This is a genomic window from Micromonospora chalcea (assembly GCF_002926165.1).
GTDB lineage: Bacteria > Actinomycetota > Actinomycetes > Mycobacteriales > Micromonosporaceae > Micromonospora > Micromonospora chalcea.
In genome coordinates, this window is record NZ_MAGP01000176.1 from 96,778 (window position 1) to 112,087 (window position 15,310).

At 74.3% G+C, this 15,310-nt stretch carries 18 protein-coding genes and 1 riboswitch; of the genes, 11 read left to right on the plus strand and 7 right to left on the minus strand.

Annotated features, from left to right (window positions below; translation table 11 throughout):
- Window positions 1-97: 97 nt before the first annotated feature.
- Entirely contained in the window at window positions 98-316 is a 219-nt protein-coding gene (locus tag BAW75_RS30830; RefSeq protein WP_030503492.1) for a hypothetical protein, read from the minus strand.
- Between the two features lie 84 nt (window positions 317-400).
- Between BAW75_RS30830 and BAW75_RS30835 the strand changes: the two genes are divergently transcribed.
- On the plus strand, window positions 401-1,156 hold the full coding sequence (locus tag BAW75_RS30835; protein ID WP_104115866.1) for an SAM-dependent methyltransferase: 756 nt from the start codon (window positions 401-403) through the stop codon (window positions 1,154-1,156).
- Between the two features lie 38 nt (window positions 1,157-1,194).
- Window positions 1,195-1,620, plus strand: a complete 426-nt coding sequence (locus tag BAW75_RS30840; protein WP_043327055.1) for an ATP-binding protein — start codon at window positions 1,195-1,197, stop codon at window positions 1,618-1,620.
- Window positions 1,621-1,635: 15 nt separating this feature from the next.
- On the opposite strand, the gene BAW75_RS30845 is transcribed toward BAW75_RS30840, so the two are convergent.
- Window positions 1,636-2,478, minus strand: coding sequence for a DUF3152 domain-containing protein (locus BAW75_RS30845; protein WP_104115867.1), 843 nt, complete (start codon window positions 2,476-2,478; stop codon window positions 1,636-1,638).
- A 138-nt stretch (window positions 2,479-2,616) separates the two neighbouring features.
- Here BAW75_RS30845 and BAW75_RS30850 point away from each other — a divergent pair, with 138 nt between their 5' ends.
- The 3 genes from BAW75_RS30850 (at window position 2,617) to BAW75_RS30860 (ending at window position 5,516) form a co-directional block, all read left to right on the plus strand.
- The gene (locus BAW75_RS30850) at window positions 2,617-3,807 is read left to right on the plus strand and encodes a DUF2786 domain-containing protein (protein WP_104115868.1); all 1,191 of its coding nucleotides are present in this window, start codon (window positions 2,617-2,619) and stop codon (window positions 3,805-3,807) included.
- Window positions 3,808-3,906: 99 nt separating this feature from the next.
- Complete coding sequence (locus tag BAW75_RS30855) at window positions 3,907-4,269, plus strand: YciI family protein (RefSeq protein ID WP_205796229.1); 363 nt, start codon at window positions 3,907-3,909, stop codon at window positions 4,267-4,269.
- Window positions 4,266-5,516: an RNA polymerase sigma factor gene (locus BAW75_RS30860; RefSeq protein ID WP_104115869.1), complete on the plus strand. Its 1,251-nt coding sequence runs from the start codon at window positions 4,266-4,268 to the stop codon at window positions 5,514-5,516. The genes BAW75_RS30855 and BAW75_RS30860 overlap by 4 nt, the downstream gene beginning before the upstream one ends.
- Before the next feature lie 64 nt (window positions 5,517-5,580).
- Here the strand turns inward: BAW75_RS30860 and BAW75_RS30865 are convergent, their stop codons facing one another.
- From BAW75_RS30865 to BAW75_RS30880, 4 genes are all read right to left on the minus strand, one after another.
- The gene (locus tag BAW75_RS30865) at window positions 5,581-5,754 is read right to left on the minus strand and encodes a CsbD family protein (protein ID WP_043330702.1); all 174 of its coding nucleotides are present in this window, start codon (window positions 5,752-5,754) and stop codon (window positions 5,581-5,583) included.
- Window positions 5,755-5,821: 67 nt separating this feature from the next.
- Window positions 5,822-8,074: a heavy metal translocating P-type ATPase gene (locus BAW75_RS30870; protein WP_104115870.1), complete on the minus strand. Its 2,253-nt coding sequence runs from the start codon at window positions 8,072-8,074 to the stop codon at window positions 5,822-5,824.
- A gap of 17 nt (window positions 8,075-8,091) precedes the next feature.
- A complete protein-coding gene (locus tag BAW75_RS30875) occupies window positions 8,092-9,048 on the minus strand; it encodes a hypothetical protein (RefSeq protein WP_104115871.1) in 957 nt (318 codons plus the stop codon).
- 35 nt (window positions 9,049-9,083) lie between these two features.
- Window positions 9,084-9,290: a heavy-metal-associated domain-containing protein gene (locus tag BAW75_RS30880; RefSeq protein ID WP_064448625.1), complete on the minus strand. Its 207-nt coding sequence runs from the start codon at window positions 9,288-9,290 to the stop codon at window positions 9,084-9,086.
- Between the two features lie 80 nt (window positions 9,291-9,370).
- Between BAW75_RS30880 and BAW75_RS30885 the strand changes: the two genes are divergently transcribed.
- From BAW75_RS30885 to BAW75_RS30900, 4 genes are all read left to right on the plus strand, one after another.
- Entirely contained in the window at window positions 9,371-9,670 is a 300-nt protein-coding gene (locus BAW75_RS30885; protein ID WP_013283780.1) for a metal-sensitive transcriptional regulator, read from the plus strand.
- Between the two features lie 125 nt (window positions 9,671-9,795).
- Window positions 9,796-10,005, plus strand: a complete 210-nt coding sequence (locus BAW75_RS30890; RefSeq protein WP_104115872.1) for an SHOCT domain-containing protein — start codon at window positions 9,796-9,798, stop codon at window positions 10,003-10,005.
- A 164-nt stretch (window positions 10,006-10,169) separates the two neighbouring features.
- Window positions 10,170-11,453, plus strand: coding sequence for a YibE/F family protein (locus tag BAW75_RS30895; RefSeq protein WP_104115873.1), 1,284 nt, complete (start codon window positions 10,170-10,172; stop codon window positions 11,451-11,453).
- Window positions 11,454-11,607: 154 nt separating this feature from the next.
- Window positions 11,608-11,738: riboswitch (cyclic di-AMP (ydaO/yuaA leader) on the plus strand.
- A gap of 4 nt (window positions 11,739-11,742) precedes the next feature.
- Window positions 11,743-12,768, plus strand: coding sequence for a coiled-coil domain-containing protein (locus tag BAW75_RS30900; protein WP_043327069.1), 1,026 nt, complete (start codon window positions 11,743-11,745; stop codon window positions 12,766-12,768).
- A gap of 61 nt (window positions 12,769-12,829) precedes the next feature.
- Here the strand turns inward: BAW75_RS30900 and BAW75_RS30905 are convergent, their stop codons facing one another.
- Entirely contained in the window at window positions 12,830-13,453 is a 624-nt protein-coding gene (locus BAW75_RS30905) for a carbonic anhydrase (RefSeq protein ID WP_244206328.1), read from the minus strand.
- Window positions 13,454-13,648: 195 nt separating this feature from the next.
- Here BAW75_RS30905 and BAW75_RS30910 point away from each other — a divergent pair, with 195 nt between their 5' ends.
- Together BAW75_RS30910 and mycP are read left to right on the plus strand one after the other, a co-directional pair.
- On the plus strand, window positions 13,649-13,990 hold the full coding sequence (locus BAW75_RS30910) for a helix-turn-helix transcriptional regulator (protein WP_104115874.1): 342 nt from the start codon (window positions 13,649-13,651) through the stop codon (window positions 13,988-13,990).
- A gap of 56 nt (window positions 13,991-14,046) precedes the next feature.
- Complete coding sequence (gene mycP, locus BAW75_RS30915; RefSeq protein ID WP_233607771.1) at window positions 14,047-15,285, plus strand: type VII secretion-associated serine protease mycosin; 1,239 nt, start codon at window positions 14,047-14,049, stop codon at window positions 15,283-15,285.
- Window positions 15,286-15,310 lie beyond the last annotated feature (25 nt).

Consider the following 15,310-nt stretch of genomic DNA (forward strand, 5'->3'; position numbering starts at 1 on the left):
TCGCGGCCGGCGGGATCAGCGCGGTTTCACGACGGTTTCACGCCGCCGGGCCACCCGTCGATCGCGCGGTGCACGGGCCTCGTGACTGAGCGCGCGGTCAGCGGGGCATCGCCCGCCAGCCGGAGCCGCTCGCCCGCCACGCCCCGGCGAGGATGCTCGCCGAGCCGCGGCTCGGGCACTGCTGGATGCGGGACCGGCCGCTGGCCCCACCGATCTGCGCCTGGACCTGCCACTGGCTTCCGTCGGTGCGGATGTAGACGTCGCGCCGTCCGCGAGGGTTGCTGACGCCGTTCCACCAGTGTTCCTCGACCACCATGCCGTGACCGTACCGCAGGAGACCCGGAGCAGCACAGACGCAAATTGGTTGCCACCGCCGGCCGTACGGCGGGACGCTCCCCGGATGACAGCACCGGACCTGCCGCGCCAGTTCACCATCCGCGAGGGCGACCTGCGGATCCTCAACCCGTTCGACGACGTCAAGCTGGCCACGCTGGGCCGCGCGATCCGGCTGCGTCCCGGTGACGAGCTGCTCGATCTGTGCAGCGGCAAGGGCGAGCTGCTCTGCACCTGGGCCCGCGACCACGGGATCACCGGCACCGGCGTCGACATCAGCAGCGCCTTCACCGCCGCCGCCCGGGAACGCGCCGCCGGACTCGGCGTCACCGACCGGGTACGTTTCGTGCACGGCGACGCGGCTGCGTACTCGCCGGAGCGGCCGGTCGACGTGGCCGCCTGCGTCGGCGCCACCTGGATCGGCGACGGGGTGCCGGGCACGCTGGAGCTGCTCGGCCGGGCGCTGCGGCCGGGCGGCATGGCGCTCGTCGGGGAGCCCTACTGGCGGCGTGACCCGCCGGACGAGGAGGCCGTCACCGGGTCGCACGCCCGGTCCCGGGACGAGTTTCAGGATCTGCCCGGTCTGGTCCGGGTCTTCGGCGAGTGCGGCTGGGACCTGGTCGAGATGGTCCTCGCCGACCAGGACAGCTGGGACCGGTACGCCGCGGCGCACTGGCTGAACCTGCGTCGCTGGCTGGACGCCAATCCGGACGACGAGCTGGCCCCGGAGCTGCGCCGGGAGCTGACCGAGGACCCGCTGCGATACGTCCGTTTCCAGCGCGAGTACCTGGGGTGGGGAGTGTTCGCGCTGCTGCGCCGGTGAGCTGCTTAACGAACGGCTACGCAGGGTAAAGACAGATCATGGGACAGTTGCGCACCTCGCCTCCGCCGCCGGAGGCCACTGAGCTGGAGCAATGGGTGCTGGACAGTCCCGAGGATCTGCGCGGTCTGCGCGCCTCGCTGCGGGACGCGCTGAACCGGCACGGGCTGGTGCAGGGCGAGGACCTGGACGAGGTCCCGCACCTGGTCGTGCTGGTCGCCACCGAGCTGGCCAGCAACGCGCTGCGGCACGGACGGCCGCCGACCATCGTCACGCTGCTCGCCACCGACGACCGGTTCCTGCTGGACGTCGCCGACCACGACGTCAGCTCGGTGCCGGAGCTGACCGACATCAGCCCGACCGACTCGGGCGGGCGCGGACTGTTCCTGGCCCAGTCGGTCTCGCTCGACGTCGGCTGGTACGCCACCGACGCCACCAAGAACATCTGGGCCGCGTTCTCCCGCTGACGGCCCGCCGCCGGTTCAGCGGGCGCCGGCCGGGACGGGGTCGTCGTACTGGCCGGGCGGTCCGGTGAGCGGTTCGGCGCCCACGATCGGCCACGGGTTCGGCGTGCACCCGTGCAGCCCGAGCGTCTGCTGCACCATCACCGGCGCCGGACCGCCGGCCCGGGGGCACAGCTCGTGTCCCCGGCCCAGCCGGTGGCCGACCTCGTGGTTGAGCAGGTACTCCCGGTAGCGGGAGAGGTCGGCCACGTGCGGCACCCCGTACACCCAGCGGGCCACGTTGATCACCACCCGGTCGCCGTTGCGGCAGGACGTGTAGGTGTCGCTCGGGTCGCCGCAGAGCCGTCCCCGGGTCACCGGCGTGGTGAGCAGCACGGTGAAGTCGGCCCGGTCGTCGCGGCCCACCCGTTGCAGCCGCCACCGGCCGTCGCCGGTCCAGCCCCGCCGGTCGGCGAGCGTCGCCGCCACCTCACTGGCGAAGCGTTCCACGTCCACGTTGCGGATGCCGTCCTCGACGGCGACCCGGTAGCGCAGCAGTTCGCCGGAGCGCCCGGCCACCGCGCCGACCGTGTCGGCGGTGCGGAAGGTGCCGCCGCCCCGGGTCGGGTAGACGATGCCGGGTACCACCCGCCCGGCCGCCGGAACCGGCGTCGGCACCGTCGTCGGCGCGGGACGCGCGTCCGGCGGGGTCGGTGCCGCCGCCTGCACGGTCCGCCGCACGTCCACGCGGTCCAGCAGGTCCGGGTGCCGGGCGGCGTACCCGCCGGCGGCGAGCGCGGCCCCGACCAGTACCACCGCCAGGATGCGCAGTGATCGCGGCCTCCGCCGTCGCCGGTGCAGCCCTCGGTCGTACCCGCCCACGTCGATCTCCGTCCGTCGCCCCCACGCGCTCGGGCAGGAGTACGGACGGCAGCCCCGGACGGTTGAACGGACCGGCCGGGTACCGTCGGTGCCGGGGTGAGCGAGAGGCCGCCTGCCGGAGTTCAGGGAGAGCCACCCGTGTCACCAGCCGACCGACTGCTCGACGACGCCGTCGCGACGGCGCGCGGCACCGACGTACGCGCCGCCGAGCGGGCCCTCGACGGGCTGGTGGTGGCCGACGGCGCGGCGGTGGACGCGGCGCTGCTCGCCCGGCTCACGCGGGACGTGGGCCGGCTCTGGCCACGCGGCTGGCAGCCCGCCGACCTGGACCGGCTCGCCATCCGGCGGCTGACCCCGCGCGGTGCCCGGCTGCTGCGCGACGCCATGGCCGCGCAGCGGCGCACGCTGCCCGCGCCGGTCCCGGAGTGGTTCGACGCACAGCTCACCGACCTGGGCGCGACCTGGGACGGCGACGCGGGCTGGCTGGACCGGCGCGCCGACGGCGACCGGATCACCACGTTGCGCGACGCGGTCGACGCGCTCGTCCTGGTGGCGGGGCTGCCGCCGATCGCGGCGCTGCGGCCGCCGCCCGGCTCGGCGGGCACCGCACCCGCCGCCGCGACGCCGAGCGGCTCCCGGATGCTCGACCGGGTACGCGCGCTGCTCGCCAAGGCCGAGTCGACCGCCTACCCGGCCGAGGCGGAGGCGTTCACCGCCAAGGCGCAGGAGTTGATGGCCCGGCACAGCATCGACGCGGCGCTGCTCGACGCCGCCGCCGAGCGCTCCGGCGGTCCGGGCGGCGTCCGGATCGGGGTCGACGCCCCGTACGCGGCGGCGAAGGCGCTGCTGGTCCAGGAGGTGGCGGCGGCGAACCGGTGCGAGTCGGTCTGGTCCGACGACCTGGGCTTCGCCACCGTGCTCGGCTTCCCGGCCGACCTGGCGGCGGTGGAGTTGCTGCACACCTCGCTGCTGGTGCAGGCCACCGCCGCGATGCTGCGCGGCCGGCGCGAGCGCGGAAAGGCAGGCGGGCGGCGCACCAAGGGCTACGACGAGTCGTTCCTCAACGCGTTCGCGCTGCGGATCGGCGACCGGCTGCGGGAGGCCAGCGCGGCGGCGGCCGGACAGAGCGACGACGACCGCCTGCTGCCGGTGCTCGCGGCCCGCTCGGACGCCGTCCGGGAGCGGGTCGACCAGCTCTTTCCCGGCACCACGCGGCACCGGCTCCAGGTGCGCGACGAACAGGGCTGGGTCTCCGGCACCAGCGCGGCCGACCGCGCCTCGCTCGATCCGGGCCGCCCGGCACGCCGCCCGGTGCGCGGTTCTCGCTGACTTCCTGGCCGATGATGTCGGTTCGGGCGGACCGGCTCCGACCCGTCTGCGAGGCGCCACCGACGGTGGCCCGAACCCGAGGAGTGCACGGTGAAGTACATGCTGCTGATCTGGAACCGGCCCGGCTTCGTGGAGGAGCTGTCCGAGGCGGAACGCAACGCGATCTTCGGCGAGGTCGACGAGATCATGAAGGAGCTGTCCGAGTCCGGTGAGCTGGTCGGCGGTGAGGCGCTGGCGCACCCGTCGCAGGCCCGTACGGCCCGTCCGGCCGCCGGTGGCGGCACCGAGATCACCGACGGGCCGTTCGTGGAGAGCAAGGAGCAGTTCGCGGGTTACCTGACCGTCGACTGCGAGACCCCGGAGCGGGCTGCCGAGATCGCCGCGCGCTGGCCGGACGTGCGGCACGGTTTCGGCGTGCTGGAGGTGCGCGCGGTGATGGAGCAGGCCGGGACGGAGATGTGACCTCACCTGCGGTCGAGGACCTGCTGCGCACGCTCGCGCCGCAGGTCCTCGGCGTGCTCGTGCGCCGGCACGGCCAGTTCTACGCCTGCGAGGACGCGGTCCAGGAGGCGCTGCTGGCTGCCGCCGTCCAGTGGCCGGAGCAGGGCCTGCCGGACCATCCCCGAGCGTGGCTGGTCACCGTCGCCACCCGCCGGCTCACCGACGAGTGGCGCGGTGAGCACGCCCGCCGGGCACGCGAGGTCGCGGTGGCGGTCCGGCAGCCCGCGTACGCGACTGTCGCGCCGCCCGCCGACGAGGAGCCGCCCGGCGGGGACGACACGCTGAGGCTGCTGTTCCTCTGCTGTCATCCGGCGCTGCCGGTCAGCGCGCAGGTGGCGCTCACGCTGCGTGCGGTGGGCGGGTTGAGCACCGCTGAGATCGCCCGCGCGTACCTGGTGCCGGAGGCGACCATGAGCCAGCGGATCCGGCGCGCGAAGCAGCGGATCGAGGCGGCCGGCGCGCGTTTCACGCTGCCCTCGCCGGCCGACCGGGACGAGCGGCTGGGCGCGGTGCTGCGCGTGCTCTACCTGGTCTTCAACGAGGGGTACGCGGCGTCGAGCGGCGAGGCGCTGCACCGGGCGGAGCTGACCGCCGAGGCGATCCGGCTGGCCCGCGAGCTGCGCCGGCTGCTCCCGGACGACGGCGAGGTGGCCGGGCTGCTGGCGCTGATGCTGCTCACCGACGCGCACCGGGCGGCGCGTACCGGGCCGGACGGCGAGCTGGTGCCGCTGGCCGAGCAGGACCGCAGCCGATGGGACCGGGCTGCGATCGAGGAGGGGGTGGCGCTGGTGACCGAGGCGCTGACCTGGTCGTCGCCGGGCCCGTACCAGGTGCAGGCGGCCATCGCGGCGGTGCACGCGGAGGCGCCCACCGCCGGGACCACCGACTGGCCGCAGATCGTCTCGCTCTACCGGGTGCTGGCCCACCTCGCGCCGAACCCGATGGTCACGCTGAACCAGGCGGTCGCGGTGGCCATGGTGGACGGACCGCGCGCCGGGCTCGCGCTGCTGGAGCCGCTCGACGCCGACGGCCGGACCGCCGGCCACCACCGGCTCACCGCTGTCCGCGCGCATCTGCTCGACCTGGCCGGGGACCGGGCGGACGCGCGGGCCGCGTACCTGGCCGCCGCCCGGGCCACCACGAGCCTGCCGGAACGGCGGTACCTGCAGGCCCGCGCCGCCCGCCTGGCCGGTGACGGGCCGCGCTGATCCGCGCCCGGACAGCACGCCGGGCCGGCCCGTGGGCCGACCCGGTGGGTGTGCGTCGCGTACGTCAGCTCTTGAAGGCGTCCTTGATCTTCTCGGCGGCCTGCTTGAGCTTGGCGCCGGCCTGGTCGTTGCGGCCCTCGGCCTCCAGGCGCTCGTTGTCCGTGGCGCGGCCGACGCCCTCCTTGACCTTGCCGGAGACGTCCTGCGACGTGTTGTCGATCTTGTCGTCGAGACCCATGATGACCTCCACTGATGCGATTGCCTGACGACAACTGGTTACCCCGTCGACCGCCCGCCCAATCCCCTCACCCGATCGGGCGGAAGCGCCGCAGCCGCAGGCTGTTGCCCACCACGAAGACCGACGAGAAGGCCATCGCCGCCCCGGCGAGCATCGGGTTGAGCAGCCCGGCGGCCGCCAGCGGCAACGCCGCGACGTTGTAGGCGAACGCCCAGAACAGGTTTCCCTTGATGATCGCCAGCGTGCGCCGGGAGAGCCGGATGGCGTCCGCGGCGGCGGTCAGGTCACCCCGGACCAGCGTCAGGTCGGCGGCCTCGATGGCCGCGTCGGTGCCGGTGCCCATGGCCAGCCCGAGGTCGGCCCGGGCCAGCGCGGCGGCGTCGTTGACCCCGTCGCCGACCATCGCGACCACCCGGCCCTCGCCCTGCAGCCGCTCGATCACCGCGACCTTCTCGGCGGGCAGCACCTCCGCGATCACCTCGTCGATGCCGACCTCGGCGGCCACCGCCTTCGCCACCGTGGCGTTGTCGCCGGTGAGCAGCACCGGGGTGAGCCCCAGTTCGCGCAGCCGCGCGACGGCCGTCCGGCTGGTCGGCTTCACCGCGTCGGCCACCGCGAGCACGCCCCGGGCCCGCCCGTCCCAGCCGGCCAGGATCGCCGTCCGGCCGGCGGCCTCCGCGCCGGTCGCGGCCCGCGCGATCTCCTCGGGTACGTCGAGACCCCGCTCGCGCAGCAGCCGTGCCCGGCCGACCACCACGGTCCGGCCGTCCACGGTGCCGGTCACGCCCAGCCCTTCGGCGTTGGCGAACCCGCCGACCGGCGGCAGCGGTCCGGCTTCGGCCGCGGCCTCGGCGACGGCCCGCGCGATCGGGTGCTCGGAGGCGGCCTCCAGCGCGCCGGCCACCCGGAGCAGTTCGTCGGCGTCCTCGCCGTCGGCGGGCAGCACCTCGGCCAGCGCCATCCGGCCGGTGGTGACGGTGCCGGTCTTGTCCAGCACCACGGTGTCGACCCGGCGGGTGGACTCCAGCATCTCCGGCCCCTTGATCAGCACCCCGAGCTGCGCGCCGCGTCCGGTGCCGACGAGCAGCGCGGTCGGCGTGGCCAGGCCGAGCGCGCACGGGCAGGCGATGATCAGCACGGCCACCGCGGCGGTGAACGCGGCGGTCGTACCGGAGCCGGTGCCGAGCCACCAGCCGAGCGTGCCGGCGGCCAGCGCGATCACGATCGGCACGAAGACGCCGGAGATCCGGTCGGCGAGCCGCTGCACGGCCGCCTTGCCGGTCTGCGCCTGCTCCACGAGCCGTGCCATCTGGGCGAGCTGGGTGTCGCCGCCGACCCGGGTGGCCCGGACGACCAGCCGGCCACCGGCGTTCACGGTCGCGCCGGTCACGGTGTCGCCCGTCCCCACCTCGACCGGCACCGACTCGCCGGTGAGCATGCTGGCGTCGACGGCCGAGGTGCCCTCCTCGACCACGCCGTCGGTGGCGATCTTCTCGCCGGGCCGGACCACGAACCGGTCGCCGACCGCGAGCCGGTCGACCGGGACCCGGACCTCCTGGCCGCCGCGCAGCACCGCGACGTCCTTGGCCCCGAGTTCGAGCAGGGCGCGCAGCGCCGCCCCGGCGGTGCGCTTGGAGCGGGCCTCGAAGTACCGCCCGGCCAGGATGAACACCGTCACCCCGGCGGCGGCCTCCAGGTAGATGTTGCCGGCGCCGTCGCCCCGGGTGATGTCGAGGCTGAACGGGTGCTTCATCCCGGGCATGCCGGCGTCGCCGAGGAACAGCGCCCAGAGCGACCAGCCGAACGCGGCGAGCGTGCCCAGCGAGACGAGCGTGTCCATGGTCGCCGCGCCGTGCCGCAGGTTGACCAGCGCGGCGCGGTGGAACGGCAGCCCGCCCCAGACCACCACGGGGGCGGCCAGCGTGAGCGAGGCCCACTGCCAGTAGTCGAACTGCCAGGCCGGGACCATGGCGAGCACGATCACCGGCAGCGTGAGCACGGCGGAGACCCAGAGCCGGGTACGCGCGACGCGCAGCTCCTGGCCCGGCTCCCCGGCCGCTGCGGCCGCCTGCTCGGGCGGGGGCGGCACCACGGCGGTGTAACCGGTCTTCTCGACGGTGGCGATCAGGTCGGCCGGCGCGATGTCGTCGGCGTACCGGACGCTGGCCTTCTCGGTGGCGTAGTTCACTGTCGCCTCGACGCCGTCCATCCGGTTGAGCTTCTTCTCGATCCGGGCGGCACAGGACGCGCAGGTCATCCCGCCGATCGCCAGTTCGATCAGGTTCGGCGCGGTGGGCAGCGTCTTTCCCGTGGCAGTCATCGCGGCACCTCCGGCGCTCAACTGTGCCCGTGCCCCGGCGTGCCGTGTCCGGCGTCCGGGGTCGGTGCGGTGGTGGATACCGGCGCGGTCGGGTCGCCGGCCAGGACGGTGAATTCGGCGGTGTGCACCGCGTCGCCGTGCCGGAAGTCCAGGTAGAGACGGTACGCCCCGGCCGAGGGCACCTCGGCGGCGAACGTGATCGCCGGACCGGCGGGGGTGCGCCCGTCGCCGGGTGTGCCCTCCGGGTGCACGTGCAGGTACGCCAGGTCGCCCTGCCGCAGCGCCACCAGGTGCCCGTACGCGCCGAGGTAGGGCTGAAGGTCGGTGACCGGTCGCCCGTCGCGGCTGACGGAGAGCGTGAGCCGGCTGGTCCGGCCCGGCTCCGGCGTGCCGGTCAGCATGACTGTGTAGCCGTCGACGGTGGTGCTGGTCACCGGCGCCGGCAGCGGCCGGGCGGCCAGTTCGCCGGGGACCGTGACGTCCAGGCCGAGGGTCAGCGGCTCGCCGCCTTCGGGCGTGAAGTCGGCGAACGCCCGCCACACCCCGGGGCCGTCGAGCGGGGAGGCGACCCGCCAGGTGCCGTCGCCGGCCATCTCCGGGTGGACGTGCCGGAAGCCGGACAGGTCCCGGCGCGCGACGATCAGGTGCATGCGCTTGTCGTGGGCCACCTCGAAGCGGGTGACCGGCGTGCCGTCCGGGCCGGTGATCCGGAAGGCGAACTGCCCGGCCGGCGCGGTGGCGGGCTGGAGCGTGTAGCCGCCTTCGGAGACGAGCAGCCCGCCGGGCAGGATCGCGTCGGCGCCGTTCTGGTCACCGTGACCGGTGTCGCCGGTCCCGTGGTCGCTGCCGCTGTCGTCGTGGCGGGTCTCGGCGGCCGGGGCGACGGGATCGGCCAGGTTGCCGATCCCGTACGCCGCGCCGAAGACCGCCACGAGGCCGAGCGCGAAGCCGCTGAGCTTCGTCGCCGTGTTCATGGTTTCTCCTCGGTTCTGCGGGTCCCGTGGACCCGTCACGCACCGACGAGGTCGTAGCCGGCCTCGTCGACCGCCGCGCGGACGGCGTCCGTGTCCAGCGGGTTCTGACTGGTGACGGTGACCCGGCCGGTGGCCAGGTCGACCTGGACGCCGGTGACGCCCGGAAGCGCGCTCAGCTCGGTGCTCACCGAGTTGACGCAGTGGCCGCAGGTCATGCCGCTCACCTGGTAGGTGCTCTCCATGTCGCCCTCCGATCTCATACCCCCTGGGGGTACAGCCGGAACGTTAGCATACCCCCGAGGGGTACGCTATCCTCGTTCTCATGACCGCTCCGTCCAGCCCGACCCGGGGCTACACCGCCAGCAAGGACCAGCTCCTCGCCCGGCTCCGCCGGATCGAGGGTCAGGTCCGTGGCATCGAGAAGATGGTCGAGGACGACCGTTACTGCATCGACGTGCTGACCCAGATCTCGGCCATCCAGGCGGCGCTGGACAAGGTCGGCCTCGGCCTGCTCGACGGGCACGCGCGGCACTGCATGCACGAGGGCGCCGCCGAGGGCCGGGCCGACGAGATGGCGACCGAGATGATGGCCGCCGTCGGCCGCCTGATGAAGCGCGGCTGAACGGGACCTCCGCCCCTCCGAGCAGGGCACATCGACCCGCGCCGACGCGCCCGTGCGGCCGTACCGTCGAAGTGGCGGGCAGGCCGGCCCCGGCGGACCCGCGGTGACGGACGGAGGGCGGCCCGATGATGTGGCAGAGCCCGATGATGGGCTGGATGTGGATCTGGTCCCTGGCGGTGCTGGCGGTGCTGGCAGGGCTCCTCTGGCTGGCCGTGCAGTGGACCGGCCCGCAGCGGTCCGGGCCGACGGCGGCCCGGCGCATCCTCGACGAGCGGTACGCCCGCGGCGAGATCGACGAGGACGAGTACCGGCGACGCCGGGCCGGACTGGCCTGACCCGCGCGGGGCGCGCGTCACCGGTCACGGTGTCCGGGAGCACCCAGCCGGGCTGCCTACCATGTCGGGGCGACGACCCGGACGTGGTCGACACGTCCGCGCCGGCCCGGTGACCAGACCGGTCCGGCGGACCAGGCGTCGCCGCGACCGTTGGGAGAGACGCCTTGGGTGCCGACCACACCCGCCCCGCACCGCCCACGCCACCGGGCGTACGGCGGCTGCTCGTCGCCGTGGTGGTGCCGCTGTTCGCGCTCACCGTGATCGCCGCGCTGGTGCTCTGGCCCCGGCAGGACCGGGAGCCGGTCGGCGGCGCGGACGTCCCCCGCTACCACGGCACCGTGACCCGGGTGGTCACCGAACCCTGCCCGCCGACGCCGGAGGCCCCGGAGGGCGCGGGCGGCCCCTGCGGCACCGCGACCGTCGCCGCCGAGCAGGGCCCGGACGCGGGACGGCAGGTCGAGACGCCGCTCCCGGCCGGACCGGGCGCGCCCCGGGTCGAGGTCGGCGACAAGATCGTCCTGGTCGAGCTGATCGACCCGGCCGACCCTTCGGTGAAGTCCTACAACATCGCCGAGCACCAGCGCGGCACACCGCTGATCTGGCTGCTGGTGCTCTTCGCCGCCGCGATCGTGGCGTTCGGCCGCTGGCGCGGGCTCGCCGCGCTCGGCGGCCTGGCGGCCAGCTTCGCCATCCTGCTCGGCTTCGTGCTGCCCGGCATCGGTGGCGGCCAGCCGCCGCTGCTGGTGGCGATCGTGGGCGCCGCGTTGATCATGTTCGTGGTGCTCTACCTGACGCACGGGATCACCGCGCAGACGTCGGTGGCGGTGCTCGGCACGCTCGGCAGCCTGGTGATCACCGGCGGGCTCGGCCTGCTCGCCACGTCCGCCACCCACCTGACCGGCTTCGGCAGCGAGGACGCCACCACGCTGTCCATGTTCCAGGGCGACGTGGACCTGCACGGACTGCTGCTGGCGGGCATCATCATCGGCTCGCTGGGCGTGCTGGACGACGTCACCGTCACCCAGGCGGCCACCGTCACCGAACTCGCGCACGCCAACCCGGGGCTGTCCCGGCGGCAGCTCTACCGGGCGGCGACCCGCGTCGGCCGGGCCCACATCGCGTCCACCGTCAACACCATCGTGCTGGCGTACGCGGGCGCGTCGCTGCCACTGCTGCTCCTGCTGGTCGCCGACTCCCGCCCGGTGAGCCAGATCCTCACCAGCGAGTTCCTCGCCCAGGAGATCGTCCGCAGCGCGGTGGCCACGCTCGGCCTGATCGCCGCCGTACCGCTGACGACCGCACTGGCCGCGATCGTGACCACCGCCGGACGGCGCGCGCCCGGTCCGGAGCCGGCGTCGCCCGTACCCCCGCCGCCCCGTCCGCCAGCCGGACGCGACGACGCGCTGGAGGCGCTCGGCGGCGGAAAGAGTACGGAGGCGACATGGTGACACTCCGCACGGTGACCATCGATTTCAAACGCGACGCTGGTCACGGTGCGCCACGGCGAAATCTCGCTATTGGTCGGCTTCCGGACGTAGATCCGCAGGAGTGCTGTCGGGTAACCTCGCTGCCGGTCACCGCCGAAGGCGCGCACCGGCGCCAGCGGTGCCGCCGCCCAATCGCCTGCGGGCGAGCCGGGGAACCAGGTACATGGGGTGAATCCGCGCGAGCGGTAGGGGCCACTTCCGTCCCGAACCCGTCAGCTAACCCGGTCGGCGGCCGACGGAAGGGAACACTGTGACGCCACCCCTGCGCCGCTGGCTGACACCCCTGGTGGCCGTGCTGGCCTCGCTGGCAGTGCTGGCCGGGCCGAACTCGGCGACGGCGGCCCCCGCCGCGGCGGCCCCGAAGCCGTCCGGGCACGAGGAGGACGGCGAACCACCGCTCATCACCGAGGCGATCGACAGCGCCAACCGGAACTTCCTCCAGGCGAAGGCGAAGCTGGCCAAGTCGCAGGACCGCCAGCGGCGGCTGGCCGCCGAGGTACAGGCGGCACAGGCCGAACTCGAGGCGCTCAGCCCGCAGGTCAACCAGCTCGCCGCCCAGTCCTACCGGACCGGCCGGATGGGCGCGATGGCGATGCTGCTGGAGAGCAACTCGCCCGACTCGTTCGTCCGCCGCGTCAACGCCCTGGACGAGCTGAACCTCCTCAACGCGCAGCGCCTGGCCGCCATCAACGCGGTCAAGAACCGCGCCGAGACGGCCAAGATCGCGCTCGACGCCGAGGTGCGCGAGCAGGAGAAGCAGAAGAACGCGATGGAGCGCGAGAAGGTGCAGGCCGAACGCGCCCTCAAGCTCGTCGGCGGCCTCGGCTTCACCGGCGGCCTGGTCGACGCCACCTCACCGGTCGCCAAGATCGGCCCCGGCCGCACCGCCGACGGCGGCTGGAAGGCCGAGTCGTGCAGCGAGAACGACCCGACCACCTCGGGCTGCATCACGCCGCGGACACTGCACGCCTACAAGGAGGTCCGGCGCGCCGGCTACACGCGCTTCGTGGGCTGTTACCGGCCGGGCGGGCCGTGGGAGCACCCCAAGGGCAAGGCGTGCGACTGGTCGCTGCAGAACAGCGGCTTCTCACCCTGGCACAACAACGACACCCGCAAGTACGGCAACGACGTGGCCGCCTTCCTCATCCGCAACGCCGACCGGCTGGGCATCTACTACGTGATCTGGAACCGGCAGATCTGGTTCCCGGCCACCGGCTGGAGGTCGTACAGCGGGCCGTCGAACCACACCGACCACGTCCACATGTCGATGCTCTGACCTGGACGCAGCAAGAAGGGGCCGCCCCCGTGGGCGGCCCCTTCGTCGTCCGGCGCTCCGGTCAGCCGGCCAGCGCCGCGTCCGCGTCCGCCGGCGACGAGGGAGCGGGCAGTGACGCCGGGACCTGCGCCACGGTCCGCACCTCGCCGCCGGAGAGCCGGTACGACATCCCCGCCACCGTGCACCGGCCCGCCGCGACCCGCTCGGCCAGCACGGAGGACCGGGCCAGCAGCGTCTCCACGGTCTGCGCGATGTGGACGTCGATGATGCCGTCGAGGTCGTCGATGCCCTGCCGGGCGGCGCGCAGCAGGCTGGGCGAGACCGCGTCCACCACCGCTCCCAGGTGCCCGGCCGGAGCGGCGCCGGTCCGGACCCCCTCCCGGGCGGCCTGGACCGCGCCGCAGGAGTCGTGCCCGAGCACCACCACGAGCGGCGTGCCCAGCACGGTGACCGCGTACTCGACGCTGCCGAGCACCTCGGGCCCGGCGGTGTGCCCGGCGGTACGCACCACGAAGAGGTCACCGAGACCCCGATCGAAGATGATCTCCGCGGCGAGCCGCGAGTCGGAGCAGCCGACGATCACCGCGAAGGGGTGCTGGCCGTCGGCCACCGCCGCCCGGTGCCCGGCGTCCTGATTCGGATGCTGCGGCACACCGGTGACGAACCGGTGGTTGCCGGCACGCAGCTACGCGAGCGCCTGCTCCGGGCTTCTCGGCGTCATCTGCCTCACCTCGTCTACCTGCGGAACGACCAGGCCGGACGGCCTCGCGACTTCACGGTCACACGGCGTCAGGGGCACGTCAAGATTCGTGATACGCATTTCATACTTTCCCGTGCCTGCCCGCGTCCGATTCGGGTCGGCAGCGTCGATGGCCATAGCATGGCCACCATGGCGACGACACCAGGTGAGGACGGGAGCCGCCGCAACTGGACCTTCCTCACCAATCACGGACATGTGCTGCTGGCGATCGCGCGCAACCCCACGGCGCGGCTGCGGGACGTGGCCGACGAGGTGGGCGTCACCGAGCACGCGGCCCAGGCCATCGTCGCCGACCTGGAAGCCGGGGGATACCTGCGGCGCACCCGCGTGGGGCGGCGCAACGAGTACACGATCAACCCGAAGGGACGCTTCCGGCACCCGGCGGAGGCCGACCAGCAGGTCGGCGCCCTGCTGGCCCTCTTCGCCGCCGAGCCGGCCGGGGACGTCACCGCCGACCGGTGACCGGTTCCCGCGACCACGTGCGCCCGCGCGGGCCGGCGCGACGGTAATCTCACCGCGTGCGCGACAGCTTGCGGCCGGGCGCGACAAAAGGGCGCGCCCGGGCCGGACACCCGATCCGGACCGTCCTCTCGGCAGCGGCGGCAGCCGCTCTGCTCGGCGGCGCGCTGGCGGTGCCCGCGCCCGCCGTGGCCGCCCCGAAGTGCGGGCCGACCGGCGGCCCCGCGCCCACCGAGACGCCGTGGGCGCTGAGCCGCCTCGACCCGGCCTCCGCGTGGCGGGTCGGCAAGGGCGCGGGGATCACCGTCGCCGTGATCGACTCCGGGGTCTCACCGTCGCATCCCCTGCTGCGCGGGCGGGTGCTCCCCGGCGAGGACTTCAACCAGCTCGTCCGGCTTCAGGGCCAGTGTGACCTGGTCGGGCACGGCACCATGGTGGCCGGCATCATCGCCGGGCGGGAGGGCACCGGCTCGCCGTACACCGGCATCGCGCCGGAGGCCCGCATCCTGCCGCTGCGCGTGCTGGCCGAGAACAAGGAGAACTTCGACCCGGACGTGCCGGGCGAGATCGGCAAGGCGATCCGCTGGGCGGTCGACAACGACGCCGACGTGATCAACCTGTCCCTGGTCACGCTCGACGACCCGCAGCTGAAATCGGCGGTGCAGTACGCGCTCGGCAAGGACGTGGTGGTCGTCGCCTCCGCCGGCAACCGGCAGGAGAACCGGGAGGACCGGCCGGCCTATCCGGCCGCGTACCCGGGGGTCATCGCCGTCGCCGGTGTGGACGAGCAGGGCGGCCACGTCGGCAGCTCGGTCAGCGGGGACTATGTGGACATCGCCGGCCCCGGGCTGAACATCCTCGGGCCCGCGCCACAGGGGTCCGGCTACCGGGCCGAGCCGCAGGGCGGCACGAGCTTCGCCACCGCGTACGTCTCCGGTGTCGCCGCGCTGGTGCGGGCCGCGCACCCCGACATCAGCGCCGACGAGGTCGCCTACCGGCTGACCCGCACCGCCGACAACCCGCCCGACGGGCACAACGCCGACGTCGGCTACGGGATGGTCAACCCCTACCGGGCGGTGACCAGCCTGCTCGGCACCCGCACGGACCCGCCGCTGGGCGCCATGCCGCCGCCGGCGCCGCCCACCGATCCGCTGGCCTGGCAGCGCACCGTCGCGATCTGGGTCGCCGTCGTCGGCGGCCTGCTCGCCGGGGTCCTGCTGACGCTGCGGCCGATCCTGACCCGCGGCCGGCGACGCGGATGGCGCCCCGGCCGGCGGGACGTCCCGCAGGACGCCTGACCGACCGCCTCGCGCCGCACGGCCG